This window comes from Vibrio sp. D420a (assembly GCF_030248625.1).
In the GTDB taxonomy this organism is placed as follows: domain Bacteria; phylum Pseudomonadota; class Gammaproteobacteria; order Enterobacterales; family Vibrionaceae; genus Vibrio; species Vibrio fortis_A.
Genome location: NZ_JAHGAN010000014.1, coordinates 53,885 through 80,423 on the forward strand (window position 1 = coordinate 53,885; position 26,539 = coordinate 80,423).

Consider the following 26,539-nt stretch of genomic DNA (forward strand, 5'->3'; position numbering starts at 1 on the left):
AACATCATGTATTCATTGATTGATGCTGCGATGTCTCGCTCGCGAACCATGTTGTCATTGCTGCTGTTTATTTTGGTCGCGGGCATCGGCACCTATATTACGATTCCGAAGGAGTCGAGCCCGGACATTACCATTCCAATCATCTATGTGTCTGTTGGCCACCAAGGTATTTCCCCAACAGATGCCGAGCGCTTATTAGTTCGACCTATAGAGCAAGAGCTGCGCTCGATTGAGGGTGTAAAAGAGATGACAGCAACGGCCTCTGAAGGCCATGCTTCGGTGGTGTTGGAATTCAACGTCGGGGTTGATCTCACCAAGGCAATGGCAGACGTGCGAGATGCGGTCGATCTTGCCAAGCCTAAGTTGCCAGAAGACAGTGATGAACCAACCGTTAATGAGGTGACTTTAGCCTCAGAGCAACCAGTGCTTTCCGTGGTTTTATATGGCACGGTTCCCGAGCGCACTATCGTTCAAATTGCTCGTGAACTAGGAGACAAACTAGAAAGCTATCGCCAGATACTCGAAGTGGATATCGCTGGCGACAGAGAAGACATCGTCGAAATCATTGTCGATCCCTTACTAATGGAAAGCTACAGCTTAGATCAAGCCGATATCTATAATCTGATCGCACTGAATAACCGCGTTGTAGCGGCTGGATTTGTGGATACCGGTTATGGTCGATTCTCGATCAAAGTCCCTTCCGTTTTTAACTCTTTGAAAGATGTGCTTGAGCTGCCAATCAAAGTTGATGGTAAACAGGTGGTGACCTTTGGCGATGTTGCCACGGTAAGGCGTGCCTTTCGCGATCCTGAAAGCTTTGCCCGCTTAGATGGTAAATCTGCCGTAGTATTAGATATTAAAAAGCGTGCTGGCGAGAATATCATTGAGACGGTAGAACTGGTTAAAGCTGTCGTTGGTGTTGCTCAGCAAAGAGCAGAGTGGCCAAATAATTTATTGGTTAAGTTCACTTGGGATGAGTCAAAAGACGTTAAGATCATGCTTAATGATCTGCAAAACAACATTCTCTCCGCCATTATCTTAGTGGTGATCGTGATCATCGCGATCTTGGGTGTTCGCACTGCGTTATTGGTCGGTATATCTATCCCCGGATCGTTCTTAACTGGGTTACTGGTGTTATCGGTGTTTGGTTTAACGGTCAACATCGTAGTGTTGTTCTCGTTGATCATGGCCGTCGGTTTGCTGGTGGATGGTGCGATTGTTGTCACCGAGTTTGCTGACAGAAGGATGCAAGAGGGCGAAGCTAGGAAAACCGCTTATCAAGCGGCAGCGAAGCGCATGGCGTGGCCAATCACAGCTTCCACAGCTACAACTTTAGCGGCATTTGCCCCATTGCTGTTCTGGCCAGACGTCACTGGTGAGTTCATGAAGTACTTGCCCCTAACCTTGATAGCGACCTTATTTGCTTCTCTGTTGATGGCACTGTTGTTTGTTCCTGTGTTGGGAGGGCTGATTGGTAAACCGCAGTATGTTTCTGCTTCTAATCAATCTCGAATGGTGGCTCTACATAATGGAGACTTCTCACAAGCGACGGGTATTACCAAACTCTATTACCACACACTCTCTATAGCTATTCAACATCCACTCAAAATTTTGTTGAGTGCGATATTGCTCTCGATCGCGGTTGGTTTCTCTTATGCCAAAGCAGGGCTTGGGGCGGAGTTTTTCCCTGAGGTTGATCCGCCGTTTTTCAACGTTAAAGTGCGATCGCATGGTGATCTCTCGATTCAAGAAAAAGACGTCATCATGAGAGATATTGAGCAGATGATGCTTGGCCATGAAGAGTTCGACAGTGTTTATACGCGCACAGGGGGAGATGATCAGATTGGTCTTATTTCTATTACGCCTGTCGATTGGCAGTATCGTCGCAGTGTTAAAGCAATCATTGAAGAGCTAAAAGTTCAAACTGACCAATACCCAGGTGTCGAAATCGAGTTTAAGTTTCCGGATGCCGGTCCTCCGGTAGAGAATGACTTGGTGATTGAGCTCTCGGCCAAAACGCCAGAGCAGTTAAATCAAGCTGCTAAAATGGTTCGGTCGTGGGCAGATGCCAGCCCAGCTTTGACTAACATCAGCGATACTAGCAGTAAAGATGGTATTGATTGGAAAGTGGATATCAGGCGTGATGATGCGGCACGCTTTTCTGCAGATGCCACTCTTGTCGGAAATACAGTTCAATTTGTGACCAACGGGCTAAAGATCGGGGACTACTTACCCGATGACTCTTCTGAAGAGGTCGATATCTTAGTTCGTTATCCAAACGATAAGAGAGATATTGGCCGTTTTGACCAGCTAAGAGTTAAAACGCCTGCAGGTCTGGTCCCTATCACCAATTTCGCTCAGATTGTGCCGGACCATAAGCAAGACACCATTAAGCGCCTAGATGGTAAACGCGTGGTCAACGTGTTGGCCGATATGAAAGAAGGGTTCAATCTTGCGCTAGAGCTACCTAAGATTGAACAAGCGCTAAGCGAGTTGGGCTTACCCAATGGCGTTGAGTTTCGTATTCGTGGCCAGAATGAAGAGCAAGAGAACTCGTCAGCATTTTTGCAAAGTGCGTTCATGGTCGCGTTGGCGGCAATGGCCTTGATTCTCATCACTCAGTTCAATAGCTTTTATCAAGCCTTTCTTATCCTCAGTGCGGTGCTGTTCTCGACAGTTGGTGTGTTTATGGGATTACTGATATTCCAGCGTCCTTTTGGAGTGGTGATGTCCGGCATCGGGGTAATTGCATTGGCAGGTATTGTGGTGAATAACAATATTGTACTGATTGATACCTACAATCAGCTGGTCAAGCGGGGGCTAGACAAGCAAGATGCAATTTTAAGAACTGGTGTCCAACGTCTAAGGCCGGTAATGCTAACAACCGTGACAACCATTTTGGGCTTGATGCCGATGGTGCTTGAGATGAACATCGACTTAATCAATCAGAAGATCGAATTCGGCGCACCGAGTACCCAGTGGTGGTCGCAATTGGCAACTGCCATTGCTGGTGGTTTGGCGTTTGCGACGGTTTTAACCTTGGTACTCACGCCTTGTTTGTTGATGTTAGGTAGAGATAAAAACAAACAGGGCACAAGCGCGGCTGAGCAAGCTCAACAGTAAAAGTTAGGTACGATAGATAAAACAAAGGGCACCTCAGAGTGCCCTTTGTCTTTTATGTTGTTTTGCGTATTGGTTTACACAAAGTTAAACGCTGTAGATGAAAACGTTAGTTAGTGGCCAGTAGTTGGCTATAACGGTCTAGTTTTTCTAGGCGTAGCTTGGAGTTAGCAATGAAGGTTGCTTTCGCCTTACCGGTCAGCGACTTAGACTGTGGTAGCTTCACAGTACGAGCGTTCTTGTGCACGCCATTCACTAAGAATTCGTAGTGCAGGTGTGGACCGGTAACACGACCTGTACCGCCTAAGGTACCGATAGTCTGGCCTTGTTTCACTCGCTGCCCTGTTTTTACCAAGCGCTTCTTAAGGTGCAGGTACTTGGTTAGGTACGTATTACTGTGTCGAATGAAGACATAGTTACCGTTGAATTGGTTGTAGCCCGACTTCTGAACAATACCGTCGCCGGCAGCCCAAATTGGTGTACCCACAGGCGCGGCATAGTCGGTGCCTCTGTGTGGGCGTACTTTACCGGTAACTGGGTGTTTACGACGAGGGTTAAAGTTCGATGTTACGCGTCTAAAGTCGACTGGGGAGCGTAGAAAGGCTTTTTTCATCGCTCGCCCTTGATCGTCGTAGTAGTTCCCTGTTTTGTCATCAAGGATCGCGGTGAATGTATCGCCTTGGTTCTTGAAAACCGCAGCGGTGATCTTGCCGCGACCAATCACTTCACCCTCAACCACTTTTTCCTGGTACAAGATCTTAAAGCTGTCGTTTTTGCGAATGTCTAACGCGAAGTCGATATCCCAACCAAAGATGCCTGCCAGCTCCATGATTTGGTTTGCGGTTAAGCCTGCACTCATGCCCGCGTTCCAGAAGTTAGAAGTGATGTCTGCTTCCGCGTAGTTGTATTGGTAAGCGACCTCTTTTTTATCAAAGCTTGAGGTGTAGCTGTCACCTGACTTGGTGATCTTAAAGCTCTCGAAGGCACTGAGTTGCCTTTTTAGCTGAATCAGGTCGTTGTTTTCATCAAAACCAAACTGTAAAACATCACCAGGCTTAAGGTTCGACAGCTGTTTGTTGATGTCTTTATTGGTGTTCAACAGTGTGATTAAGAGTCGATAGGAGAGACCGATACGCTCGAACAGCACTGAGGTACTTTCACCAGAACGAACCGTGTACTTTTCCCAATTGAGTACCGCTGTAGGTACATGTTCTTCATTGCTGACCAGAGCGGCAGCGTTGATAGTGAGAGGGTAATGTTTGCCAATAACTAGAGAGTCACTTTTATCACGCAAAGAACTGACATCAGGTAGAAGAAAAAGGGCAACGAAGATTACAGCACTAAAAAATGCAATAAAGACCCGGTGCAATATAGGAAGGCGTGCAAAAATAGACAACATGTTCCGGTTCGTATAGTAAATATTAAGAAAATAGACGACTGAATAGTGTAACTGGTTTCAAAATACATCGCTATTCAAGTAAGATGTCTAACTATTATATTTTTGCCAAATCTGTGGGAGTGAACAAGAATGGCGAGTATTGAAGCTGCACTAGCCGAGATCAAACGTGGCGTTGAAGAACTGATTCCAGAAGACGAACTGATTGCAAAACTGAAAGAGGGTCGTCCTCTACGTATTAAGCTGGGTGCCGATCCAACAGCACCAGATATCCACCTAGGCCATACTGTTATCTTTAACAAGCTTCGTGCTTTCCAAGAGCTTGGTCATGAAGTGACATTCCTGATCGGTGATTTCACTGCAATGGTTGGTGACCCGTCTGGTAAGAACTCAACACGTCCACCACTAAGCCGTGAAGATGTTCTAAAGAATGCTGAAACTTACAAAGAGCAAGTATTCAAGATTCTAGACCCAGAGAAAACACAAATTCGTTTCAACTCTGAGTGGCTATCAGACCTTGGTGCTGAAGGCATGATCCGTCTTGCTTCTAACCAAACTGTTGCTCGTATGCTTGAGCGTGATGACTTTAAAAAGCGTTACGCAGGCGGCCAACCGATCGCTATCCACGAATTCATGTACCCACTTCTACAAGGTCACGACTCTGTTGCACTAGAGAGCGATGTTGAGCTTGGCGGTACAGACCAGAAGTTTAACTTACTAATGGGGCGTGAACTTCAAAAAGCGGCAGGTCAGAAGCCACAAGCAGTACTAATGATGCCACTACTTGTTGGTCTAGACGGCGTTAAGAAAATGTCTAAGTCTGCACACAACTACATCGGTATCAGCGAAGCGCCAAGCGAGATGTTTGGTAAGATCATGTCTATCTCTGACGATCTAATGTGGAGCTACTACGAACTATTGTCTTTCCGTCCTCTTGAGGAAGTGGCTGAGCTGAAAGCTGGCGTTGAAGCGGGTAAGAACCCACGTGACGTTAAAGTTCTTCTTGCGAAAGAGATCATTGCTCGTTTCCACTCTGAAGCAGATGCTGACGCAGCAGAGCAAGAGTTCGTAAACCGCTTTGCTAAGAACCAAGTGCCAGATGAAATGCCTGAGTTTGAATTCGAAGCGGGCCTACCTATCGCTAACGTGCTTAAAGAAGCTGGTCTAGTAAACTCGACTTCTGACGCAATGCGTATGATCAAGCAGGGTGCTGCTAAGATCGAAGGCGAGAAGATTGAAGATAGCAAGCTAGTACCTGCAGCGGGTACAGCGGTTTACCAAGTAGGTAAGCGTAAGTTTGCTCGTATTACTATCAAGTAATATTAAATCTCAATGAGTTAGTAATAAGGCATCTACGGATGCCTTTTTTATTGACAGGAATTTGACCAAGTATTTTATACGGCCTTGCTACACTATGCGCGCTGTCGAACTGACAGTAATTTTGGAGATTTTTATGAACAATACCGACCATCCTCCTAGTTTGAAGGGAGAAGAATAACCTGTCTCGGTATTGATCTAATGTCCTGCCGTTCAGGTAGGGTGCTTTTGTTTCCTCTCATTCTTTTCCACACTCTAGATTCTAACAAGTAGACACATCAGTGCTTTAAGCTCTTGGTGCGCTTAGCTATATATGCTTGAGTTATAGAATTATAAGCTTTTGGTGTGCCCAGCTTTATGTTCTTGAAGTGCTCGCTGTAGGCTACTTGTTTTGATGGTCGTTACCTTTGCCAATCGGGAGATTCGCCATGACGGTAATGAACAACACTTTTTTATCTATTGAAGCTTTATACTCTGAACGAGACATTCAGGCCGTATCGAGTGCCTTTCAGCAGTACTCGCGTGAGCAGCAAGTTGATCTGCTTAATCGCATGCCACTGGAAGACGCAGTCTTGGTACTTGGTCAGTGTTCTCTCAGTGTTATTCAAGCTCTACTTAGTGAGTTAGAAGAGCAGGGCTATGAAAAACGCTCTCGCCATTTAGCTCACCAATTAGGACTTATCTACTCTGAAGTTGAACCTCAGCAGGGTTATCTCACGACTGGGGTGATGAGCCACGTAAGGCAACGTATCGGTTGGATTATTGCGCTAGCACTGCTAGGGATCGTTTCTGGCCTGATTATCGCTCAGTATGAGGATATTCTCAGTCAGTTGGTTCTGCTTGCGATTTATATGCCCGTAATTGCGGCTGCTGGCGGAAATACGGGCACACAAGCTGCGACTCTGGTGATTCGAGCCTTGGCAACGGGCGAGCTCAAAAAGCGTCAATGGCTAAGTGTAATTTGGAAAGAGTTGCGAGTGGCTATCTGCTTAGCTGGAGCGATTGCTGTAGTGATGGTTGGCCGTATTTTGCTGTTTAGCGAAAACCAGTCAACGGGCGGCTATGACATTAATATGATCGCGTTTGCGATTGCGGTTGCTCTGTTTATTCAGGTGACCATCTCGACGGTACTTGGTGGCGGTTTGCCTATTGTGGCTCGTCTGTTCAAGCTTGATCCTGCGGTACTGGTGAGTCCCGTGCTCGCCTCTATCGTCGATATTTCAGGTATGTGGATCTACTTTACGGTGGTGAATGCCTTTCTTGGTATCGCTTGATTCTCACTTTGATTAACTATAAATAAAAAAACGGCGCAGTAAGTAAACACTTACTGCGCCGTTTTTTATGTTTATTTATTCTGACTAAATTCAATCACATCACGATAAAACGCCTTCTCGAAGGTCACTATTGGCGCTTCCACGGGCTTATCTTGGTCTTGCTTGTTTGGGAAGTAATCGCGCACAAACTGAACAAACAGTGAGTTTGGTTTACCTGATTTATCAAGGCCATAGCCTGCCATGTTGTAGCTCCCATACACCGAACCACTCTTGGCTATGATATTTTCTTTGATAGGTGCTTTGCGCATGCTCTGACGGTAACGCAGTGTGCCATCGACCCCTGACGTTGGCATCGCCTTGATAAGCTGAAGATCAGCATCGTTCTGCCATATGTAACGCAATACCTCGGCCATACTTTGCGATGTCATTCGATTGTTACGAGAGAGCCCTGAGCCGTCTGCAAGGTGCGCTTGGGATAAGTCGATACCTGCTTTAGTGAGTAAAATCTGTTTTATCGCCTCAGTACCGTTATTAAAGCTGCCTGGTTGTACGTAAAACTTAGAACCAAGAGTCTTAGTCAGGTTATCAGCAATCAGGTTATCTGATTTCTTAAGCATGGTATCGAGCAGAACAGGTAGCTTCTGCGATTGATGGCTTGCGACCACTTTGATTTGCTTAGATGAAGGCTTAGCTCCAACGATAATGTTACCTTTAACGGCTAGCCCTGATTCTTTGAGCAGTGATTGCGTTACTTCTCGTGTGTAAAGCTCCGGGTTTTGAATCGCAAACTTCAGTGGTAGTGGCTTCTTGCGTTCGACTAAGCACCCCGACAACTGGTAGTGATTGTCTGGTGTGGTCAGAAGCTCTAACTCACACTGTGTCGCTTTCTGGCCGGATTTGGTCACGGTATCAGCAATGGTTGAGACAACCACAGGGTAGTGAACTGGGATGTAAACTCGTGTTTTACCGTTGTCTTGAGTGTAGATAGACGCTTGCGCGCAATTGCTGTCAAGCGTGATAGCTGTTGATGGAGCACTATAACAGACGCCAAGAATGTCCCATGGCCAACCGACGGCACGTTGGTAACCAGTGAAAGCGGAGTTATCCAAATAGAGATTGCCCTGAATAGTATTGCTCTGCTTTTTGGCGTATTGATTTAGCAGTTTTTTCAGGTCGTCACGTTGCAAGGTCGGGTCACCACTGAACTGGATGACGGCATCCTTCCCAGACTGAGCGATGCTGGTGGTGTAGTGAAAGTTGTCACTGAGTTCTAGCTTAGCTGCCAGTGCTGTTACTAGCTTGAGTGTGCTTGCTGGTGGATAGTAGCCTTGAGTATTGGTATTAAGCTGAACTTTATTCTCGCTTAAAGACTGTAAGATTAGGCTGCTAGAGCTACCATCAGGCAGTTTTTCTAGTGGGGAATAAGCTGAAACTGAACAACTAAAGCTGACAGCCAGTAATGAGGACAATAGGCGCATAAGAGTGCTGAGTCGTGGTCGATAATCTCAGTATACAGATATAAAAAACGCCCGCTAGTCAGCGGGCGTTTTGATTCGAAATTAACTAATTAATCAATTAGATAATCAGAATTAGAAGTCGTAACGTAGACCTAGAGCTAGCTCGTCTTCAGCATCTGCTTTAGAGATAGTTGAAGTACCTTGCTTGTCGCCAGCGCTCAGTAGGTTGAAGTTGTACGATACGTAACCACGGAAGTTAGGCTTGAAGTAGTAAGTTGCGTCTACAGCGATGTTGTCTGCAGAAGTGTCGCCACCAGTTTCAGCGTTGTTGTACGTAGTTGTGAATACAGTTTGGCCCATAGTGTAAGCCGCTGCTAGTTCGTAACCAGTGTAGTCTTCTACACCGTTGAAGCCTGCGTTGCTGTAGTCACCAGTGTTTGCTGTGTAGTCTTTTTCACCGTCAGTGAATACACCAGCGAAGTATAGGTCGCCCATTGTGTAAGAGCCAGAAAGCATGTATTCGTTGCTCTTATCTTGGTCTGCAAAACCCGCACCTACTTTAATGCCAGTCTCGCCGATTGCGTAGATACCAGATAGAGAGTAGCCGTCTTTACCGTTATCAACGAACTCGCCGTTATTGTTTTCTGAACGGTCAGCAAAGCGGTAGCTTGCTTTTACGCTTAGAGCTTGGAATTCGCCTTTGTAAGACAGCATGTTGTCTGCACGGTCTGCTGCATTGATTTTGTCAGCTGCAGAGTTACCGTGGTAAGCCATGATATCTGTGAAGTCTGTGATTACGCCTAGTGCGCCGTCGTTTTTACCGTAAGTTACTTCACCGAATGCACCGCCTAGACCTGCGTATGTGTAACGGTTAGTTAGGCTGTCGCTGTTGCTGTCGGTCGCACCACCGTTGTCAGCTGTAGTGAACTCACCTTCGTAGAAACCAACACCGTATAGGCCGTCTTGGATTTCAACTTTACCTAGGAAGTTTAGACGTACACGAGAGTTGTCTTGTACTTTACCATCTTTCATAGATAGACGAGCTTCTGCACGGCCACCCATGTCTAGAGAAGTGCCGTCTTGGTTGTATAGCTCAGAAGCGTTAGCACCAGTTGCAAGAGCTGCAGCCGATACAGCAAGCGCGATCATAGTCTTGTTCATGTTATTAATTCCTAATTACTGTCCATAAAGGTTGTTATCAAGGATTTGAATCCTTTTTTGTATTGCTCGTATTAATCAAGCTTCATAATCAGGCTTAGAACATAAGCTAGAAACTTGCCAGAGCAATCCGTGGGGTACTTTTTACCCTTAAAGTTCCGCCGCAAGTTAGTAAAATGATATCAATAAAAATAATGAACAGTGTTTTATTGCTATTTTTATATTTTAAGTTTATGTTTTTATTTGGTTTTTATTTTTAATCGTAAACTTGGGTTTTTGCTTGTTTTTGTTTTTTTTAGGTTTTTATTTCGATACTTATTGATTGTGAAGTTAATATTCATTTTTGTGATGTGTGTAATTTAGACCTAGATAGCGGTTTTGTAATACAACGCTGAATAAAGGTGATTTAGCCACTAAGTTTGTTTACACTAAGCTAAATCGTTTTGTTCTAACTACCTAACCAACGAGGTTGGGTGGCTTTATTTTGGCTGAAGAAAACTTTCAGCATAGAGGTAGAAAATGGAAAAGGTTCCAATGACAGTACGTGGCGCACAGCAGCTACGTGAAGAACTAGAGCGCTTACTAAAACAGCGTCCAATCATTTCAGCAGCGATCGGTGAAGCTCGTGAACTGGGTGACTTAAAAGAGAACGCGGAATACCACGCTGCTCGTGAAGAGCAAGGTATCTGTGAAGCACAGATTCGTGATATCGAATACAAGCTATCTGTAGCGCAAATCATCGATGTTACACAAATGGAAAACACAGGTAAGATCATCTTCGGTACGACTGTAACGCTAATCGACGTAGATACAGATGAAGAAGTTCGCTACCAGATCGTTTCTGAAGATGAAGCGGACATCAAAACTGGCCGTATCTCTGTGAAGTCACCAATCGCTCGTGGTCTTATCGGTAAGATGGAAGGCGATGAAGTAATGATTTCAACGCCGGGTGGCGAGAAAGATTTTGAAATTGATAAAGTAGAATACATCTAATTTATCAGTCTCTAGATAGCAAAAAAGGTCGCAATTGCGACCTTTTTCTTTTCTAACGTAGTGATTAAACAAAGAGATTATCTCTGATATTTGAGATTGTCCCTGATATTTAAGCTTACTTACGTGGAATCTCGATTTTACGCTCTTCAGACTGGCGGAACAGCACAAGTACTTTACCGATAGTTTGTACTTTTTCTGCTTTAGTCTCACGTACAATGGCATCGATAATCAGTTGTTTAGTCTCACGATCTTCTGATGCAACTTTAATCTTGATCAGTTCGTGGTGGTCTAGAGCGATTTCGATTTCCGCTAGAACAGCTTCAGTAAGTCCATTTGCGCCCATTAGCACAACAGGTTTTAAACTGTGAGCTAGGCCCTTTAGATGCTGCTTTTGTTTGGTACTTAGGTTCATTACGCGGCCAATTTTCTTTACTATTAGGGTTGAAAAAACCTATTTTAACGCCATCTAAAGCTGAAGACTATAATTTATTCAGCAATTAGTACTTTCCTCCAATTTAGGTACCCAATGAGCAAACAGAAACATTCGGCCAGTTCAGGCCGTTGGTTGAAGGAACACTTCGACGACAAGTACGCGAATGAAGCCCGTAAGAAAGGCTACCGTTCACGTGCTTACTTCAAAATGGAAGAGATTCAAACTAAAGACAAATTGCTGTCTCCGGGCATGACAGTTGTCGATTTAGGGGCTGCGCCTGGCGGGTGGTCTCAATATGCTGCTAAGATTGTAGGTGACAGTGGTCAAATCATTGCATGTGACTTATTACCTATGGACCCAATCGCAGGTGTGAGCTTCTTGCAAGGGGACTTCAGAGAGGATGCGGTACTAGAAGCACTATTAGATAGGATCCAACCGGACATGGTGGACGTAGTAATGTCTGATATGGCTCCGAATATTGCAGGCAACAACTCTGTAGATCAACCAAGAGCTATGTATTTAGTTGAATTAGCATTGGATATGTGTCGACAAGTTCTAGCTACCAATGGTAGTTTTGTTGTTAAAGTATTCCAAGGCGAAGGGTTCGACCAATACGTTAAGGACGTTCGTGAGATGTTCAAAACGGTTAAAGTGAGAAAACCCGATTCTTCGCGAGCTCGTTCCCGTGAAGTGTTTATTGTAGCCACTGGTTACAAAGGTTAACGATTCTCTTAAATAGTGTGCGTTAACAATATAGCTACAGGTTACAAACTGTAGTACCCTACCTTTAATTACAATTAGTTATCGCGAGGCTGACACCTTGAGTGACATGGCAAAAAATTTAATTCTGTGGCTTGTTATTGCTGTAGTGTTGATGTCGGTATTCCAGAGCTTTGGCCCTGGTGAAAGTAACGGCAGAGCAGTAGATTACACCACGTTTGTACAGGAAGTTGGCCAAGGCCAGATTCAAGAGGCGCAGTTCAATAACAGCGAAATCACTTTCACACGTCGTGGCGGTGGTGCTAAGTACGTTACGTACATGCCTGTTTATGACCAGAAGCTGCTTGATGACTTAATTAATCAAAATGTAAAAGTTCAAGGTACACCACCTGAAGAGCAGAGCCTGCTTGGCACTATCTTCATCTCTTGGTTCCCAATGATCTTACTGATTGGTGTGTGGATTTTCTTCATGCGTCAAATGCAAGGCGGTGGCGGCGGTAAAGGCGCTATGTCTTTCGGTAAGAGCAAAGCTCGTATGATGAGCGAAGAGCAGATCAAAACGTTGTTTGCTGATGTTGCGGGTTGTGATGAAGCAAAAGAAGACGTGAAAGAGCTAGTTGATTACCTACGTGATCCAAGCCGATTCCAGAAACTGGGCGGTAAGATCCCAACTGGTATCCTACTTGTTGGTCCTCCAGGTACAGGTAAAACGCTACTTGCGAAAGCGATTGCAGGTGAAGCGAAAGTACCATTCTTCACTATCTCTGGTTCTGACTTCGTAGAAATGTTTGTTGGTGTTGGTGCATCTCGTGTGCGTGACATGTTTGAACAAGCGAAGAAAGCGGCACCTTGTATCATCTTCATCGATGAGATCGATGCGGTAGGTCGTCAGCGTGGTGCAGGTGTTGGTGGCGGTCACGATGAACGTGAACAAACATTGAACCAAATGCTTGTAGAGATGGATGGTTTCGAAGGTAACGAAGGTATTATTGTTATCGCTGCGACTAACCGTCCGGATGTACTTGACCCAGCACTACTTCGTCCTGGTCGTTTCGACCGTCAAGTTGTGGTTGGTCTGCCAGACGTACGTGGTCGTGAACAGATCCTTAAAGTTCACATGCGCAAAGTTCCTCTAGCAGGTGACGTAGAGCCATCATTGATTGCTCGTGGTACTCCAGGTTTCTCTGGTGCTGACCTCGCTAACCTAGTTAACGAAGCGGCACTATTCGCTGCTCGCGGTAACAAACGCAACGTATCTATGGTTGAGTTTGAACTAGCGAAAGACAAAATCATGATGGGTGCAGAACGTCGCTCTATGGTTATGTCGGAAGAGACGAAAGAGTCAACGGCATACCACGAAGCTGGTCACGCGATTGTTGGTCGCTTGGTACCTGAACATGATCCAGTGTACAAAGTGTCTATCATTCCACGTGGTCGTGCACTTGGTGTGACTATGTACCTACCAGAGCAAGATCGCGTAAGTATGTCTCGTCAACATCTAGAGTCTATGATTTCTAGTTTGTACGGTGGTCGTCTTGCTGAAGAACTTATCTACGGTAAAGACAAAGTATCGACTGGGGCTTCTAACGATATCGAACGTGCAACTGATATTGCGCGTAAGATGGTGACTCAGTGGGGCTTCTCCGAGAAGCTAGGTCCTCTTCTTTATGCTGAAGAAGAAGGCGAAGTATTCTTAGGTCGCAGTGTAAGTCAGACTAAACATGTTTCTGACGACACCACTAAGCTTATCGATGAAGAGATTCGTATTCTGATTGACCGCAACTACGCTCGTGCGCAGAAGATCCTTGAAGAGAACATGGATATCATGCACGCAATGAAAGATGCGCTTATGAAATACGAAACGATCGATGCAGGTCAAATCGATGACCTAATGGACCGTAAAGATACAATTCGTGAGCCTGCTGGTTGGGGCGACCAAGTAAAAGCTGAGCCTGCAAAGGAAGAGCCAAAAGCGGAAGCAAAACCAGAAGCTAAAGAAGAAGTGAAAGCTGAAGAAGCGAAAACGGACTCTGAAGATAGCGCGAATAAAGATTCTTAATCTGGAAATCGTAAATAAAAACCCTGAGTACTCGCTCAGGGTTTTTCTGTTTTTAGGCTAATGACCTGCGAAGAATGGAATTCATGTACTTAACAGCAAACAATAAGACGCTTATTCTCGACCGCCCACATGTGATGGGCATTCTAAATGTAACACCTGACTCTTTTTCGGATGGTGGTAAATACAACTCGCTTGATAACGCACTGGCTCAAGCACAAAAGATGATAGATGCTGGTGTATCAATTATTGATATCGGTGGTGAGTCGACTCGTCCAGGAGCGCCAGATGTAACGCTTGAAGAAGAGCTTGAGCGAGTGATCCCGGCCATTAAAGCCATTCGCGCACGTCACGATGTTTGGATCTCTATTGATACGAGTAAAGCCGAGGTGATGCGACAAGCCGTCGCTGCTGGCGCTGATTTGATAAATGATGTTCGTGCACTGCAAGAACCGGGTGCCCTTGAAGTTGCTGCCGAAGCGGGTGTGCCGATATGTTTAATGCATATGCAGGGGCAACCACGCACCATGCAAAGCAATCCAACCTATGATGACTTATTGCAAGATGTTTCTGATTTTCTTCAGGAGCGTATCGCAGCGTGTGAAGCCGCAGGAATATCAAAAGACAAGCTGATTCTGGACCCTGGTTTTGGTTTTGGTAAGACGCTTGAGCATAACTATCAGCTGCTGGCACATCTTGATAAGTTCCATACACTCGGTTTGCCGTTACTCGCAGGGATGTCTCGCAAGTCAATGATCTTTAAGTTGTTGGGCAAGAAACCAGCCGATTGTATGGTTGGTAGCGTAACTTGTGCTACGATTGCCGCCATGAAAGGGGCTCAGGTCATTCGAGTTCACGATGTAGAAGATACATTGGAAGCAATGCAAATTATTAAAATGATGAATAACAATCATTAAAAAAGATAGAAATATAATTAAGGAAAACAACATGTCTAATAAAAGACGTTACTTTGGTACAGATGGTGTACGCGGTAAGGTTGGTCAATACCCAATCACACCTGATTTTGTTCTAAAGCTTGGCTGGGCTGCGGGCCGTGTACTTGCAAAACAAGGCACAAAGAAAGTAATCATCGGTAAAGATACGCGTATCTCAGGTTACATGCTGGAATCAGCACTAGAAGCAGGCTTGGCTGCAGCGGGTTTGAAAGCGACTTTTACTGGTCCTATGCCAACCCCGGCAGTTGCTTACTTAACGCAAACTTTCCGTGCTGAAGCAGGTATTGTTATCTCTGCTTCTCACAACCCTTACTATGACAACGGTATCAAGTTCTTCTCTTCTGAAGGTACAAAACTGCCTGACGATATCGAGCTGGCGATTGAAGCTGAGCTGGACAAAGAAATCGAGTGTGTTGAATCAGCAGAACTTGGTAAAGCAACTCGCCTGAACGATGCTGCGGGTCGTTACATTGAGTTTTGTAAGAGCACTTTCCCGTCAGAGCTGAGCCTTGCAGGTAAGAAAATCGTTGTCGATTGTGCACACGGTGCGACTTACCACATTGCTCCTGCAGTATTCAGCGAGTTAGGTGCTGACGTTATTGCCATGGGTGTTGAACCTAACGGTACTAACATCAACCACGAAGTTGGTGCGACAGATGTTCGTGCTCTGCAAGCTCGTGTTGTTGAAGAGAAAGCAGACCTCGGCCTAGCGTTTGATGGTGACGGTGACCGTATCATCATGGTTGATGAACTGGGTAATAAAGTTGATGGCGACCAAATCGCTTACATCATTGCTCGTGACGCATTGCGTCGTGGCGAGTTAAAAGGCGGTGTTGTTGGTACGCTAATGACAAACCTTGGCATGGAAAATGGCCTGAAACAGCTAGGTATTCCATTTGTTCGTGCGGCTGTTGGTGACCGTTACGTAATGGAGCAGCTTCTTGCTAAAGGTTGGAAGATCGGTGCTGAAAACTCTGGTCACGTGATCCTGCTAGATAAAGTAACAACGGGTGATGCTATTGTTGCGGCATTGCAAGTACTGGCATCGGTTGTTGGTAGCGAAATGTCATTAAATGAGTTGTCTCAAGGTATGACGCTTTACCCGCAAGTACTTGAGAACGTACGCTTTAGTGGTGATTCAAACCCACTAGAAGCAGATGCAGTAAAACAGTCTGTTGCTGAAGTAGAAGCTGAGCTTGGCGAGAAAGGTCGAGTATTACTACGTAAATCAGGTACTGAGCCTCTATTACGTGTAATGGTGGAAGGCGAAGACGCTGAACTTGTACAAAACTCAGCACTTAAAATTGCCGAAGCAGTGAAAGCAAGCTGCTAAGTTACCTTTATCTAATTAACGAAAGTAGCTAAATAACGGAAACTGTAAAAAGGGCGACGCTTTACCTCTCTTTAGAGAAGGTTTTATTACGTTTTGCCCTTTTTTTGAGCGTTCGTTAGTCAAAGGCTTATTTTTTGGTAAATTCCGCTTGTCAGCGTACGTCGCATTCGCTAGTATTGCTCGGCCTTCAGTAAGGAGGTCGCTAGCCTTGTTCTGTATAACATGAATTTATGTCAATACTTAACGGCGCTGGCTCAACAATTTGGAACATAGGTGGAAAAATGTTTACAGTTCTACTTGTGATTTACCTGTTGGCAGCGCTTGGTGTAATTGGCCTAGTGTTAATTCAACAAGGTAAAGGCGCAGATATGGGAGCCTCTTTCGGTGCTGGCGCTTCAAACACTGTGTTTGGTGCTAGTGGCTCAGGAAATTTCCTAACCCGAATGACTGCAATTTTTGCAACTACATTTTTTATCCTTAGCTTAGTGCTTGGTAATATGTCTACACATAAAACTGAGTCACAATGGGTAGACCCTACACAAGGTCAAGTTATCCAACAAGCTGAAGATGCAGTGAGTGAAGTTCCGGCGCAAGGCGACGAAATTCCACAATAATCTGAAAGATTTGATGCCGAGATGGTGAAATTGGTAGACACGCCAGCATGAGGTGCTGGTGCCTTTGGTGTGAGGGTTCGAGTCCCTCTCTCGGCACCATTGTTTACAAACTTGTAAAACATCTTGTTGGGCGTATAATGCTCGCAAGTCGGACGCGGGATGGAGCAGCTTGGTAGCTCGTCGGGCTCATAACCCGAAGGTCGTCGGTTCAAATCCGGCTCCCGCAACCAATTTTAAGTGCTATATTTAGTCTTGATTGGTAGCAAGTTTGCACAGTGTGAACCTCACTGTGAACTAAGTGCAGTAACTCATTTTATGAAGGCGCTTAGTATATAAGGGTCCAGCAACAAAAACCCCGGCTTATACGGGGTTTTTTGTTATCTAAGCATTTGTAAATGCTATTAGATAATGTTTGCTTGGAATTTAAATTGGGCTTTGAGCCCTTTTTTTGTTTCTGGAGTGGTTAAATGACTGGTTTAGAAAGACAACTTACTGAAATGCTTGAAGCTCCAGTAGCAGCATCAGGTTATGAGTTAGTTGGATTAGAATTTATTCGTGCGGGTGAGCACTCAACGCTACGTATTTACATCGATTCACCAAACGGTATCAATGTGGATGACTGTGCAGAAGTAAGTCACCAAGTAAGTGCCGTAATGGACGTTGAAGATCCAATTTCAGTGGCTTATAACCTTGAAGTGTCTTCACCAGGTTTAGAAAGACCACTGTTCAAAGCAGAGCATTACCAACAATTTATTGGTCACGAGGTAAGCATCGTTTTGAAAATGGCTGTCGGCAACCGTCGTAAATGGAAAGGTGATATCCAATCTATTGAAGGCGAAACCGTAACAGTATTGGTTGAAGGGCAACAAGAAGAATTCGCCCTCAGCAATATTTCAAAAGCGAACCTGATCCCTAAATTTTAGTTCTCCCTGAGAGAAGAGCTTAAGAGGCTAGATTAATGAACAAAGAAATTTTGGCGGTAGTAGAAGCTGTTTCTAACGAGAAAGCAGTTCCTCGTGAGCGTATTTTTGAAGCGCTTGAAATCGCGCTTGCTACAGCAACGAAAAAGAAAAGCGAATTCGAAATCGAAGTTCGCGTAGAGATCGACCGTAAGACCGGTGATTTCCAAACTTTCCGTCGTTGGGAAGCTGTAGAAGAAGTTGAGAATCCAACAAAAGAGATCTCTCTAGAAGCAGCACAGTTCGAAGACGAAACAATCGAACTTGGTGGTTTCATCGAAGACGAGATTGAGTCTGTAACATTTGACCGTATTACGACTCAAACTGCTAAGCAAGTTATCGTACAGAAAGTACGTGAAGCTGAGCGTGCACAAATCGTTGAGCAGTTCATCGACAACGAAGGCGAGCTAGTAACAGGCGTAGTTAAGAAAGTTAACCGCGATACTATCATCCTAGACCTAGGTAACAACGCTGAAGCCGTAATCCTACGTGATGACCAACTTCCTCGTGAAAACTTCCGTCCAGGCGACCGTGTACGTGGTCTTCTTTACAAAGTTGCACCTGAAGCGCGTGGTTTCCAACTGTTCATCACTCGTTCTAAGCCAGAAATGCTTGCTGAGCTATTCCGAGTAGAAGTACCAGAGATCGGTGAAGAGCTGATTGAACTAAAAGGTGCTGCACGTGATGCAGGTTCTCGTGCTAAAATCGCTGTGAAAACAAACGACAAGCGCATTGACCCAGTAGGTGCGTGTGTTGGTATGCGTGGTGCACGTGTACAAGCGGTATCAAGCGAACTTGGCGGTGAGCGTATCGATATCGTGCTTTGGGACGATAACCCAGCACAATTTGTTATCAACGCAATGGCTCCAGCTGATGTTGCTTCTATCATCGTTGATGAAGATGCACACTCAATGGACATCGCTGTTGAAGCAGACAACCTAGCGCAAGCTATCGGCCGTAGCGGTCAAAACGTTCGTCTAGCATCTCAACTGACTGGTTGGGAACTGAACGTAATGACAGTTGAAGACCTTCAGAAGAAACACCAAGAAGAAGCTGTTGCTTCTATTGAAAACTTCATGAAGCACCTAGACATCGAAGAAGACTTCGCTCAAATGCTTGTTGAAGAAGGTTTCTCTACGCTAGAAGAAGTCGCTTACGTACCAGTAAACGAGCTTCTAGAGATTGATGGTCTAGACGAAGACATCGTAGAAGAGCTACGTAGCCGCGCTAAAGATGCTCTAACAACGCTAGCACTAGCGAAAGAAGAGACATTTGACGGTGTTGAGCCAGCAGAAGACCTTCTAGCACTTGAAGGCCTGGAACGCGAAATGGCGTACAAACTGGCAGCGAAAGGTGTAGCAACATTAGAAGACCTAGCTGACCAAGGCGTTGATGAACTAGAAGGCATTGAAGACCTAACTGCAGAGCGTGCGGGCGAGCTAATCATGGCTGCACGTAACATCTGTTGGTTCGGCGACGAAGAATAATTCAGCAAGGAGAGAAAGCGGTATGACACAATTAACAGTTAAAGCACTGAGTGAAGAGATTGGTACGCCAGTTGACCGCTTAATTGAACAACTTGCTGATGCAGGCATGAAGAAAACAGGGTCGGATCAAGTTACTGATTCAGAGAAGCAAGCATTACTAACGCATCTTAAGAAAGAGCATGGTGATACATCTGGTGAGGCAGAACCGACTCGTTTAACTCTTCAACGCAAGACCCGCAGCACGCTAAGTGTTGCCGCTGGAGGCGGTAAGAGTAAGGATGTTCAAGTAGAGGTACGCAAGAAGCGTACTTACGTGAAGCGCAGCGCTATTGAAGATGAAGCGAAACGTGAAGCTGAGGAAGCAGCGAAGCGTGAAGCTGAAGAGAAAGCACGTCGTGAAGCTGAAGAGCAAGCGAAACGTGAAGCTGCAGAGAAAGCACAGCGCGAAGCTGAAGAGAAGGCAAAACGTGAAGCGGACGCAAAACGTGAAGCTGAAGAAAAAGCAAAACGCGCACAAGCTGATAAGGCTAAAAAAGACATGAATGCAAAAAATGCAGACGCTAACGCACAAGCGAAAAAAGAAGCGGATGAACTAAAAGCTCGTCAAGAGCAAGAAGCACAGCGTAAAGCTGAAGCTGAAGCGGCGAAGCTAGTTGAAGAAGCACGTAAACTAGCAGAAGAGAACGAAGCGCGCTGGTCTGAAGAAGAGCAGAAGAAGCAAGAGCAAGAGAAGTCTGCGGACTACCATGTGACAACTTCTACGTACGCTCGTGAAGCGGAAGATGCAGCTGACCAGAAAGAAGAGAAGGCGCCTCGTCGTCGCAAGAAGAAGCCAGCTGACAAGCAAGCTGCTAACAACCGTGGTGGTCGTAACCAACGTGGTCGTGGCGGTAAAGGTAAACTGGCTAAACCAACTTCAATGCAACAGGGCTTCGATAAGACAGCATCTGTAGCGAAAGCTGACGTTGTTATCGGTGAAACTATCGTTGTTTCTGAACTAGCTAGCAAAATGGCTGTTAAAGCAACTGAAGTTATCAAAGTAATGATGAAGATGGGCGCTATGGCGACTATCAACCAAGTGATCGACCAAGAGACAGCACAACTTGTTGCTGAAGAGATGGGTCACAAGGTTATCCTTCGTAAAGAAAACGAGCTGGAAGAAGCGGTACTAAACGACCGTGACAACAACGCTGAAGCGGTTCCACGTGCTCCTGTTGTAACTATCATGGGCCACGTTGACCACGGTAAAACGTCTACACTTGACTACATCCGTAAAGCTCACGTTGCTTCAGGCGAAGCGGGCGGTATCACGCAGCACATCGGTGCATACCACGTTGAAACTGAAAACGGCATGATCACTTTCCTTGATACTCCTGGACACGCGGCATTTACAGCAATGCGTGCTCGTGGTGCTCAAGCGACAGATATCGTTGTTCTAGTAGTAGCAGCAGACGATGGCGTAATGCCACAAACGATCGAAGCGATCCAGCACGCGAAAGCAGCTGAAGTACCGCTAATCGTTGCTGTAAACAAGATCGATAAAGAAGACGCTAACCCAGACAACGTTAAGAACGAGCTGGCACAGTACGACGTTATCCCTGAAGAGTGGGGCGGTGAGAACATGTTCGTTCACATCTCTGCGAAACAAGGTACTAACATCGAAGGTCTTCTAGAGACTATCCTTCTACAATCTGAAGTTCTTGAGCTTACAGCAGTAGAAGAAGGCATGGCATCTGGTGTGGTTGTAGAATCTCGTCTAGATAAAGGCCGTGGTCCAGTTGCTACTGTACTTGTACAGTCTGGTACTCTAAACAAGGGCGACATCGTTCTTTGTGGTCAAGAGTACGGCCGTGTTCGTGCAATGCGCGATGAGAACGGTCAAGAAGTAACATCTGCAGGTCCATCTATCCCAGTAGAGATCCTAGGTCTTTCTGGTGTACCTGCATCTGGTGACGAAGCAACAGTTGTACGTGATGAGCGTAAAGCACGTGAAGTAGCGAACTACCGTCAAGGTAAATTCCGTGATGTGAAACTAGCACGTCAACAGAAAGCGAAACTTGAGAACATGTTCTCTAACATGGCTGCTGGTGAAGTTGCTGAGCTTAACGTTGTTCTTAAGGCGGACGTACAAGGTTCTGTAGAGGCTATCGCAGACTCTCTACTGAAACTGTCTACTGACGAAGTTAAAGTGAACATCGTAGGTTCTGGTGTTGGTGGTATTACAGAAACTGATGCAGTACTTGCAGCAGCATCTAACGCTATCATCCTAGGCTTCAACGTTCGTGCAGACGCGACGGCTCGTCGTACTGTTGAGAACGAAAACCTAGACCTACGTTACTACTCAATCATCTACCAACTGATCGACGAAGTGAAACAGGCGATGGGCGGTATGCTTGCTCCTGAGTTCAAACAAGAGATCATCGGTCTTGCTCAAGTACGTGACGTGTTTAAGTCGCCTAAGCTTGGTGCAATCGCAGGTTGTATGGTTACTGAAGGTACGATCAAGCGTAACAACCCAATCCGCGTACTACGCGACAACGTTGTTATCTACGAAGGTGAACTAGAGTCACTACGTCGCTTTAAAGATGACGTACAAGAAGTTAAGAATGGCTACGAGTGTGGTATCGGCGTTAAGAACTACAATGACGTTCGCGTTGGTGACCAAATCGAAGTATTCGAAATCGTTGAAGTTAAGCGTACTCTAGACTAATCAGTCCGCTGACTCGACATATTGACTAAGGTTACTAACATTACTGGTATAGGTAAGTGGTAATCGGTTGTTGAATACACCATGGGGGGCTGGTTATTACCAAGCCCCCCATCTTTCTAAGTGAGAAAAGAAAATGTCAAAAGAATTTAGCCGCACGCAGCGCGTGTCTCAGCAACTACAGAAAGAGCTAGCAATCATGCTACAACGTGAAGTTCGTGACTCACGTATCGGTATGGTAACTATCTCTGATGTAGAGGTTTCTCGTGACCTTGCTTACGCAAAAGTATTCGTTACTTTCCTATGTGTGGGCGAGCAAACACCAGAGTCGAGCCTAGCTGCACTGAAAGAGCACGAGCCTCAACTGCGTATGATGCTAGGTAAGCGTATCCGCCTACGCCTAACACCAGAAATTCGTTTCACTTACGACAACACTTTGGTTGAAGGTATGCGTATGTCTAACCTAGTGTCTGAAGTGGTAAGCGAGGACAAGCGTAAGCAGCAAGCTGCTGGCCGTGATGAGTCTACTTCGGAAGGTGAAGAGTAATGGCTCGCCGTCGTAAAGGTCGCCCAATTAACGGGGTTATTTTATTAGATAAGCCGACAGGCATCTCATCGAATGACGCACTGCAGAAAGTAAAGCGTATTTACTTTGCAGAGAAAGCAGGGCACACCGGTGCTCTGGATCCTCTTGCGACAGGCATGCTGCCAATCTGTTTAGGTGAGGCAACCAAGTTTTCTCAGTTTCTATTAGATTCTGATAAGCGCTACGTTGTGATCGCTAAGCTAGGTGAGCGTACCAACACTTCTGACTCTGATGGTGAAGTGGTTGAAACTCGTGAAGTGAATGTCACTCGCGAACAGCTTGAGCGTTGCATTGAGAGCTTCAAGGGTGAAACTGACCAAGTTCCATCAATGTTCTCTGCGTTAAAGTATCAAGGTAAGCCTTTGTATGAATACGCGCGTGCAGGCATCGAGGTACCACGTGAATCTCGTAAGATCACGGTTTACTCTATCGATCTACTTCGCTTTGAAGGTGATGAAGTGGAGATGGAAGTGCACTGTTCAAAAGGCACTTACATCCGTACCATCACTGACGATCTGGGCGAAATGCTAGGCTGTGGGGCGCACGTAACCATGCTGCGTCGTACCGGTGTTGCAAAATACCCATACGAGCGCATGGTAACGCTAGAGCAACTGAATGAGATCCTAGAGCAAGCTCAACAGCAAGACATTGCACCAAAAGAGCTGCTTGATCCACTGTTGATGCCAATGGACACTGCAGTAGAAGATCTACCAGAAGTGAATCTGAATGCGGAGCTGACTGATTTAGTTCAGCACGGTATGCCAGTACAAGTTGCCGGTGCACCAGCAGAAGGCACAGTGCGTATGACAAGTGGTGAAGAGAAGCTGTTTGTTGGTGTAGCTCAGATCGATAATGATGGTCGCGTAGCACCAAAACGCTTGGTGGTTTTCCGTGAAGAAGAGCCGCAAGCGTAATCAAGATTAAACGCAATCTTTGCTTATAAGTCGTGAAAAGCAGAAGTCCAATTTAGGCCTTCTGCTTTTTTGTTTTCGTTCAGTGAGATCGCGATAGATTGTTATTGCACCACTAGGCAAACTTCCCTATAATCCACGGCTCGCGTAGCGGCTGAATCAGAGATTGGCTGCTACAAATATCAAACTACTCTTATCAGGAGAGAATTATGTCTCTGAATGCAGAAACTAAAGCAGCAATCGTTGCAGAATACGCGCGCTCTGAAGGCGACACAGGTTCACCAGAAGTACAAGTAGCTCTACTTACTGCTTCTATCAACCACCTACAAGGTCACTTCAAAGCTCACAAAGGTGATCACCACAGCCGTCGTGGTCTTCTACGTATGGTTTCTAGCCGTCGTAAGCTTCTAGACTACCTAAAAGGTAAAGATCTTGGTCGTTACCAAGAGCTTATCAAGCGTCTAGGTCTACGTCGCTAATCAAATCTCGAATTTGATGAAAGAGCCTCAGCAATTGCTGAGGCTTTTTTTATGTCTGAAATATCGTCACAACTCAGAGAAAAGTACCCGTTATGTGTGCTGTAAACTCGTTTTTTGGCTCTGAAAATGTCTCTTGTCAGAAAAATAGTTTATACTCTTGCACGCCAGTAATTCTATGAAACTCTGGCACTTCACTTTACTCAACAATGACAGTCACAGATGTCGGCCAATAGGTCGCGACTATTAAAAACAGATGAGCGTAATACGTCGTTCTTTTTCGTCTTTTTTTACTAGTCGCGATTAGTCATTGCGGAGTACCCATTCACTTATTCTAAAGAGCAATCTTTAGATGAAGGAAATACAATGTTTGAAAAACCAGTTGTAAAAACGTTTCAGTACGGTAACCACACCGTAACTCTAGAAACAGGTGTTATTGCACGTCAAGCTACTGCTGCAGTAATGGTAACAATGGACGATACGTCTGTATTCGTATCTGTTGTTGGTAAAAAAGAAGCGGTTGAAGGTCAAGACTTCTTCCCACTAACAGTTAACTACCAAGAGCGTACATACGCTGCAGGTAAGATCCCTGGTGGCTTCTTCAAGCGTGAAGGTCGTCCATCTGAAGGTGAAACGCTAACGGCTCGTCTAATCGACCGTCCAATCCGTCCACTTTTCCCAGATGCATTCAAAAACGAAGTACAAGTTATCGCAACGGTAGTATCTGTTAACCCAGATGTTCAACCTGATATCGTAACTATGATCGGTACTTCTGCGGCGCTAGCTATCTCTGGTATTCCGTTCAACGGTCCTATCGGTGCTGCACGTGTTGGTCACATCGACGGTCAACTAGTACTTAACCCAAGCAACACAGAGCTAGAAGTTTCTAAGCTAGACCTAGTTGTTGCGGGTACTGAATCTGCAGTACTAATGGTTGAGTCAGAAGCTGACAACCTAACTGAAGAAGAAATGCTATCAGCGGTTGTTTACGGCCACGACCAACAACAAACAGTGATCAACGCAATCAACGAGTTTGCTGCTGAAGTTGCGACTCCTGCTTGGGATTGGGTTGCTCCAGAAGAGAACACAGCACTTGTAAACAAGATCGCTGAACTGGCTGAAACTAAGCTTGTTGAAGCTTACCAAATCACTGAGAAGATGGCTCGTTACGACCGCATCCACGAGATCGCTGGTGAAGTAAACGAAGTGCTACTTGCTGAAGATCCAGAAGCGAACACAAAAGAAATCCACACTATCTTCCACGATCTAGAGAAGACAGTTGTACGTCGTAGCATCATCGCGGGTAACCCACGTATCGATGGTCGCGAAAAAGACATGGTTCGTGCTCTAGACGTACGTACTGGTGTTCTTCCTCGTACACACGGTTCATCACTATTTACACGTGGCGAAACTCAGGCTCTAGTAACTGCGACTCTAGGTACGCAGCGTGATGCTCAAATCATCGACGAGCTAACAGGTGAGCGTAAAGATCACTTCCTACTACACTACAACTTCCCTCCATACTGTGTTGGTGAAACTGGTTTTGTAGGTTCTCCTAAGCGTCGTGAAATCGGTCACGGTAAACTGGCTAAACGCGGTATCGCAGCAGTAATGCCTTCTGTTGATGAATTCCCATACACAGTACGTGTTGTATCGGAAATCACTGAATCTAACGGTTCTTCTTCAATGGCTTCTGTATGTGGTACTTCTCTTGCTCTTATGGATGCAGGTGTGCCAATCAAGTCTTCTGTTGCGGGTATCGCAATGGGTCTTGTTAAAGAAGGCGACGACTTCGTTGTTCTTTCTGACATCCTTGGTGACGAAGACCACCTAGGTGACATGGACTTTAAAGTAGCGGGTACTAACACTGGTATCACAGCACTTCAAATGGACATCAAGATCGAAGGTATCACTAAAGAGATCATGCAAATTGCGCTTAACCAAGCTCAAGGTGCACGTAAGCACATCCTATCTGTAATGGATGAAGCTATCTCTGGTGCTCGTGAAGATATCTCTGAGTTCGCTCCGCGTATTCACACAATGAAGATCAGCGCTGAGAAGATCAAAGACGTTATCGGTAAAGGTGGTGCAGTTATCCGTGCTCTAACTGAAGAGACGGGTACAACTATCGAAATCGATGACGACGGTACAATCAAGATTGCTGCAACTGAAGGTACAGCTGCGAAAGAAGCAATCCGTCGTATCGAAGAGATCACAGCAGAAGTTGAAGTTGGCCGCATCTACCAAGGTAAGGTTGCGCGTCTAGCAGACTTCGGTGCATTCGTTACTATCCTTCCAGGTAAAGATGGTCTAGTACACATCTCTCAAATCGCTGACAAGCGCGTTGAGAAAGTGTCTGACTACCTAACTGAAGGTCAAGAAGTTCCTGTTAAGGTTCTTGAAATCGACCGTCAAGGCCGTGTACGTCTAAGCATGAAAGAAGCAGTTGAAACGCCAGCTGAAGGCGAAGCTCCTGCTGCTGAGTAATTCTCAGTAAAATGATGGAACTATCGCTTTTTAGTGATTTCTAACCCATCATTAACAAAGCATGTTATAAAGGGAGCACATCGCTCCCTTTTTTATTGC

Annotated in this window: 20 protein-coding genes and 2 tRNA genes; 18 read left to right on the forward strand and 4 right to left on the reverse strand. The window is 45.5% G+C overall.

Annotation, left to right across the window (positions count from 1 at the left end):
* Positions 1-6 precede the first annotated feature (6 nt).
* Positions 7-3,123, forward strand: a complete 3,117-nt coding sequence (locus tag KI743_RS11345) for an efflux RND transporter permease subunit (RefSeq protein WP_285466471.1) — start codon at positions 7-9, stop codon at positions 3,121-3,123.
* Positions 3,124-3,229: 106 nt separating this feature from the next.
* Here the strand turns inward: KI743_RS11345 and KI743_RS11350 are convergent, their stop codons facing one another.
* Positions 3,230-4,519, reverse strand: a complete 1,290-nt coding sequence (locus tag KI743_RS11350) for a peptidoglycan DD-metalloendopeptidase family protein (RefSeq protein WP_150893541.1) — start codon at positions 4,517-4,519, stop codon at positions 3,230-3,232.
* A 129-nt stretch (positions 4,520-4,648) separates the two neighbouring features.
* Here KI743_RS11350 and tyrS point away from each other — a divergent pair, with 129 nt between their 5' ends.
* Together tyrS and KI743_RS11360 are read left to right on the forward strand one after the other, a co-directional pair.
* A complete protein-coding gene (tyrS, locus tag KI743_RS11355; RefSeq protein WP_032551533.1) occupies positions 4,649-5,836 on the forward strand; it encodes a tyrosine--tRNA ligase in 1,188 nt (395 codons plus the stop codon).
* A gap of 425 nt (positions 5,837-6,261) precedes the next feature.
* Positions 6,262-7,107: a magnesium transporter gene (locus KI743_RS11360; RefSeq protein WP_285466472.1), complete on the forward strand. Its 846-nt coding sequence runs from the start codon at positions 6,262-6,264 to the stop codon at positions 7,105-7,107.
* A 71-nt stretch (positions 7,108-7,178) separates the two neighbouring features.
* On the opposite strand, the gene dacB is transcribed toward KI743_RS11360, so the two are convergent.
* Together dacB and KI743_RS11370 are read right to left on the reverse strand one after the other, a co-directional pair.
* Positions 7,179-8,585: a serine-type D-Ala-D-Ala carboxypeptidase gene (gene dacB / locus KI743_RS11365; protein ID WP_285466475.1), complete on the reverse strand. Its 1,407-nt coding sequence runs from the start codon at positions 8,583-8,585 to the stop codon at positions 7,179-7,181.
* Positions 8,586-8,696: 111 nt separating this feature from the next.
* The gene (locus KI743_RS11370) at positions 8,697-9,725 is read right to left on the reverse strand and encodes a porin (protein ID WP_285466477.1); all 1,029 of its coding nucleotides are present in this window, start codon (positions 9,723-9,725) and stop codon (positions 8,697-8,699) included.
* Positions 9,726-10,241: 516 nt separating this feature from the next.
* Here KI743_RS11370 and greA point away from each other — a divergent pair.
* Positions 10,242-10,715 (forward strand): transcription elongation factor GreA, encoded by a 474-nt coding sequence (greA, locus tag KI743_RS11375; protein ID WP_032551537.1) that lies wholly within the window; start codon positions 10,242-10,244, stop codon positions 10,713-10,715.
* Between the two features lie 115 nt (positions 10,716-10,830).
* On the opposite strand, the gene yhbY is transcribed toward greA, so the two are convergent.
* A complete protein-coding gene (gene yhbY, locus KI743_RS11380; protein WP_032551538.1) occupies positions 10,831-11,127 on the reverse strand; it encodes a ribosome assembly RNA-binding protein YhbY in 297 nt (98 codons plus the stop codon).
* Positions 11,128-11,241: 114 nt separating this feature from the next.
* Here yhbY and rlmE point away from each other — a divergent pair, with 114 nt between their 5' ends.
* The 14 genes from rlmE (at position 11,242) to pnp (ending at position 26,440) form a co-directional block, all read left to right on the forward strand.
* Positions 11,242-11,871, forward strand: coding sequence for a 23S rRNA (uridine(2552)-2'-O)-methyltransferase RlmE (rlmE, locus tag KI743_RS11385; RefSeq protein WP_032551539.1), 630 nt, complete (start codon positions 11,242-11,244; stop codon positions 11,869-11,871).
* A gap of 106 nt (positions 11,872-11,977) precedes the next feature.
* Positions 11,978-13,927, forward strand: a complete 1,950-nt coding sequence (ftsH, locus tag KI743_RS11390) for an ATP-dependent zinc metalloprotease FtsH (RefSeq protein ID WP_032551540.1) — start codon at positions 11,978-11,980, stop codon at positions 13,925-13,927.
* 83 nt (positions 13,928-14,010) lie between these two features.
* Positions 14,011-14,841 carry a dihydropteroate synthase gene (gene folP, locus KI743_RS11395; RefSeq protein ID WP_285466479.1) on the forward strand — a complete coding sequence of 277 codons (831 nt, stop codon included), beginning with the start codon at positions 14,011-14,013 and terminating at the stop codon, positions 14,839-14,841.
* A gap of 31 nt (positions 14,842-14,872) precedes the next feature.
* A complete protein-coding gene (glmM, locus tag KI743_RS11400) occupies positions 14,873-16,213 on the forward strand; it encodes a phosphoglucosamine mutase (protein ID WP_150893557.1) in 1,341 nt (446 codons plus the stop codon).
* 281 nt (positions 16,214-16,494) lie between these two features.
* On the forward strand, positions 16,495-16,827 hold the full coding sequence (gene secG / locus KI743_RS11405; RefSeq protein ID WP_032551755.1) for a preprotein translocase subunit SecG: 333 nt from the start codon (positions 16,495-16,497) through the stop codon (positions 16,825-16,827).
* 15 nt (positions 16,828-16,842) lie between these two features.
* Positions 16,843-16,926, forward strand: a tRNA-Leu gene (locus KI743_RS11410).
* A 54-nt stretch (positions 16,927-16,980) separates the two neighbouring features.
* Positions 16,981-17,057: transfer RNA gene (locus KI743_RS11415), tRNA-Met, on the forward strand.
* A 237-nt stretch (positions 17,058-17,294) separates the two neighbouring features.
* On the forward strand, positions 17,295-17,750 hold the full coding sequence (gene rimP / locus KI743_RS11420) for a ribosome maturation factor RimP (protein ID WP_032551544.1): 456 nt from the start codon (positions 17,295-17,297) through the stop codon (positions 17,748-17,750).
* Positions 17,751-17,785: 35 nt separating this feature from the next.
* Positions 17,786-19,273, forward strand: a complete 1,488-nt coding sequence (nusA, locus tag KI743_RS11425; RefSeq protein WP_285466481.1) for a transcription termination factor NusA — start codon at positions 17,786-17,788, stop codon at positions 19,271-19,273.
* A 22-nt stretch (positions 19,274-19,295) separates the two neighbouring features.
* Positions 19,296-21,983, forward strand: coding sequence for a translation initiation factor IF-2 (gene infB / locus KI743_RS11430; RefSeq protein WP_285466483.1), 2,688 nt, complete (start codon positions 19,296-19,298; stop codon positions 21,981-21,983).
* Between the two features lie 133 nt (positions 21,984-22,116).
* Complete coding sequence (gene rbfA, locus KI743_RS11435) at positions 22,117-22,527, forward strand: 30S ribosome-binding factor RbfA (RefSeq protein WP_032551547.1); 411 nt, start codon at positions 22,117-22,119, stop codon at positions 22,525-22,527.
* On the forward strand, positions 22,527-23,480 hold the full coding sequence (gene truB / locus KI743_RS11440) for a tRNA pseudouridine(55) synthase TruB (protein ID WP_150869219.1): 954 nt from the start codon (positions 22,527-22,529) through the stop codon (positions 23,478-23,480). Before rbfA ends, truB begins: the two co-directional genes overlap by 1 nt.
* A 206-nt stretch (positions 23,481-23,686) precedes the next feature.
* A complete protein-coding gene (gene rpsO / locus KI743_RS11445; protein WP_032551549.1) occupies positions 23,687-23,956 on the forward strand; it encodes a 30S ribosomal protein S15 in 270 nt (89 codons plus the stop codon).
* 363 nt (positions 23,957-24,319) lie between these two features.
* On the forward strand, positions 24,320-26,440 hold the full coding sequence (gene pnp, locus KI743_RS11450) for a polyribonucleotide nucleotidyltransferase (protein ID WP_285466484.1): 2,121 nt from the start codon (positions 24,320-24,322) through the stop codon (positions 26,438-26,440).
* Positions 26,441-26,539 lie beyond the last annotated feature (99 nt).

What these genes read in the sequence shown, in the direction of transcription:
- KI743_RS11345 (WP_285466471.1), top strand. Translation starts at nt 7, where the DNA reads ATGTATTCATTGATTGATGCTGCGATGTCTCGCTCGCGAACCATGTTG.
- KI743_RS11350 (WP_150893541.1), bottom strand. Translation starts at nt 4,519, where the DNA reads ATGTTGTCTATTTTTGCACGCCTTCCTATATTGCACCGGGTCTTTATT.
- tyrS (WP_032551533.1), top strand. Translation starts at nt 4,649, where the DNA reads ATGGCGAGTATTGAAGCTGCACTAGCCGAGATCAAACGTGGCGTTGAA.
- KI743_RS11360 (WP_285466472.1), top strand. Translation starts at nt 6,262, where the DNA reads ATGACGGTAATGAACAACACTTTTTTATCTATTGAAGCTTTATACTCT.
- dacB (WP_285466475.1), bottom strand. Translation starts at nt 8,585, where the DNA reads ATGCGCCTATTGTCCTCATTACTGGCTGTCAGCTTTAGTTGTTCAGTT.
- KI743_RS11370 (WP_285466477.1), bottom strand. Translation starts at nt 9,725, where the DNA reads ATGAACAAGACTATGATCGCGCTTGCTGTATCGGCTGCAGCTCTTGCA.
- greA (WP_032551537.1), top strand. Translation starts at nt 10,242, where the DNA reads ATGGAAAAGGTTCCAATGACAGTACGTGGCGCACAGCAGCTACGTGAA.
- yhbY (WP_032551538.1), bottom strand. Translation starts at nt 11,127, where the DNA reads ATGAACCTAAGTACCAAACAAAAGCAGCATCTAAAGGGCCTAGCTCAC.
- rlmE (WP_032551539.1), top strand. Translation starts at nt 11,242, where the DNA reads ATGAGCAAACAGAAACATTCGGCCAGTTCAGGCCGTTGGTTGAAGGAA.
- ftsH (WP_032551540.1), top strand. Translation starts at nt 11,978, where the DNA reads ATGGCAAAAAATTTAATTCTGTGGCTTGTTATTGCTGTAGTGTTGATG.
- folP (WP_285466479.1), top strand. Translation starts at nt 14,011, where the DNA reads ATGTACTTAACAGCAAACAATAAGACGCTTATTCTCGACCGCCCACAT.
- glmM (WP_150893557.1), top strand. Translation starts at nt 14,873, where the DNA reads ATGTCTAATAAAAGACGTTACTTTGGTACAGATGGTGTACGCGGTAAG.
- secG (WP_032551755.1), top strand. Translation starts at nt 16,495, where the DNA reads ATGTTTACAGTTCTACTTGTGATTTACCTGTTGGCAGCGCTTGGTGTA.
- rimP (WP_032551544.1), top strand. Translation starts at nt 17,295, where the DNA reads ATGACTGGTTTAGAAAGACAACTTACTGAAATGCTTGAAGCTCCAGTA.
- nusA (WP_285466481.1), top strand. Translation starts at nt 17,786, where the DNA reads ATGAACAAAGAAATTTTGGCGGTAGTAGAAGCTGTTTCTAACGAGAAA.
- infB (WP_285466483.1), top strand. Translation starts at nt 19,296, where the DNA reads ATGACACAATTAACAGTTAAAGCACTGAGTGAAGAGATTGGTACGCCA.
- rbfA (WP_032551547.1), top strand. Translation starts at nt 22,117, where the DNA reads ATGTCAAAAGAATTTAGCCGCACGCAGCGCGTGTCTCAGCAACTACAG.
- truB (WP_150869219.1), top strand. Translation starts at nt 22,527, where the DNA reads ATGGCTCGCCGTCGTAAAGGTCGCCCAATTAACGGGGTTATTTTATTA.
- rpsO (WP_032551549.1), top strand. Translation starts at nt 23,687, where the DNA reads ATGTCTCTGAATGCAGAAACTAAAGCAGCAATCGTTGCAGAATACGCG.
- pnp (WP_285466484.1), top strand. Translation starts at nt 24,320, where the DNA reads ATGTTTGAAAAACCAGTTGTAAAAACGTTTCAGTACGGTAACCACACC.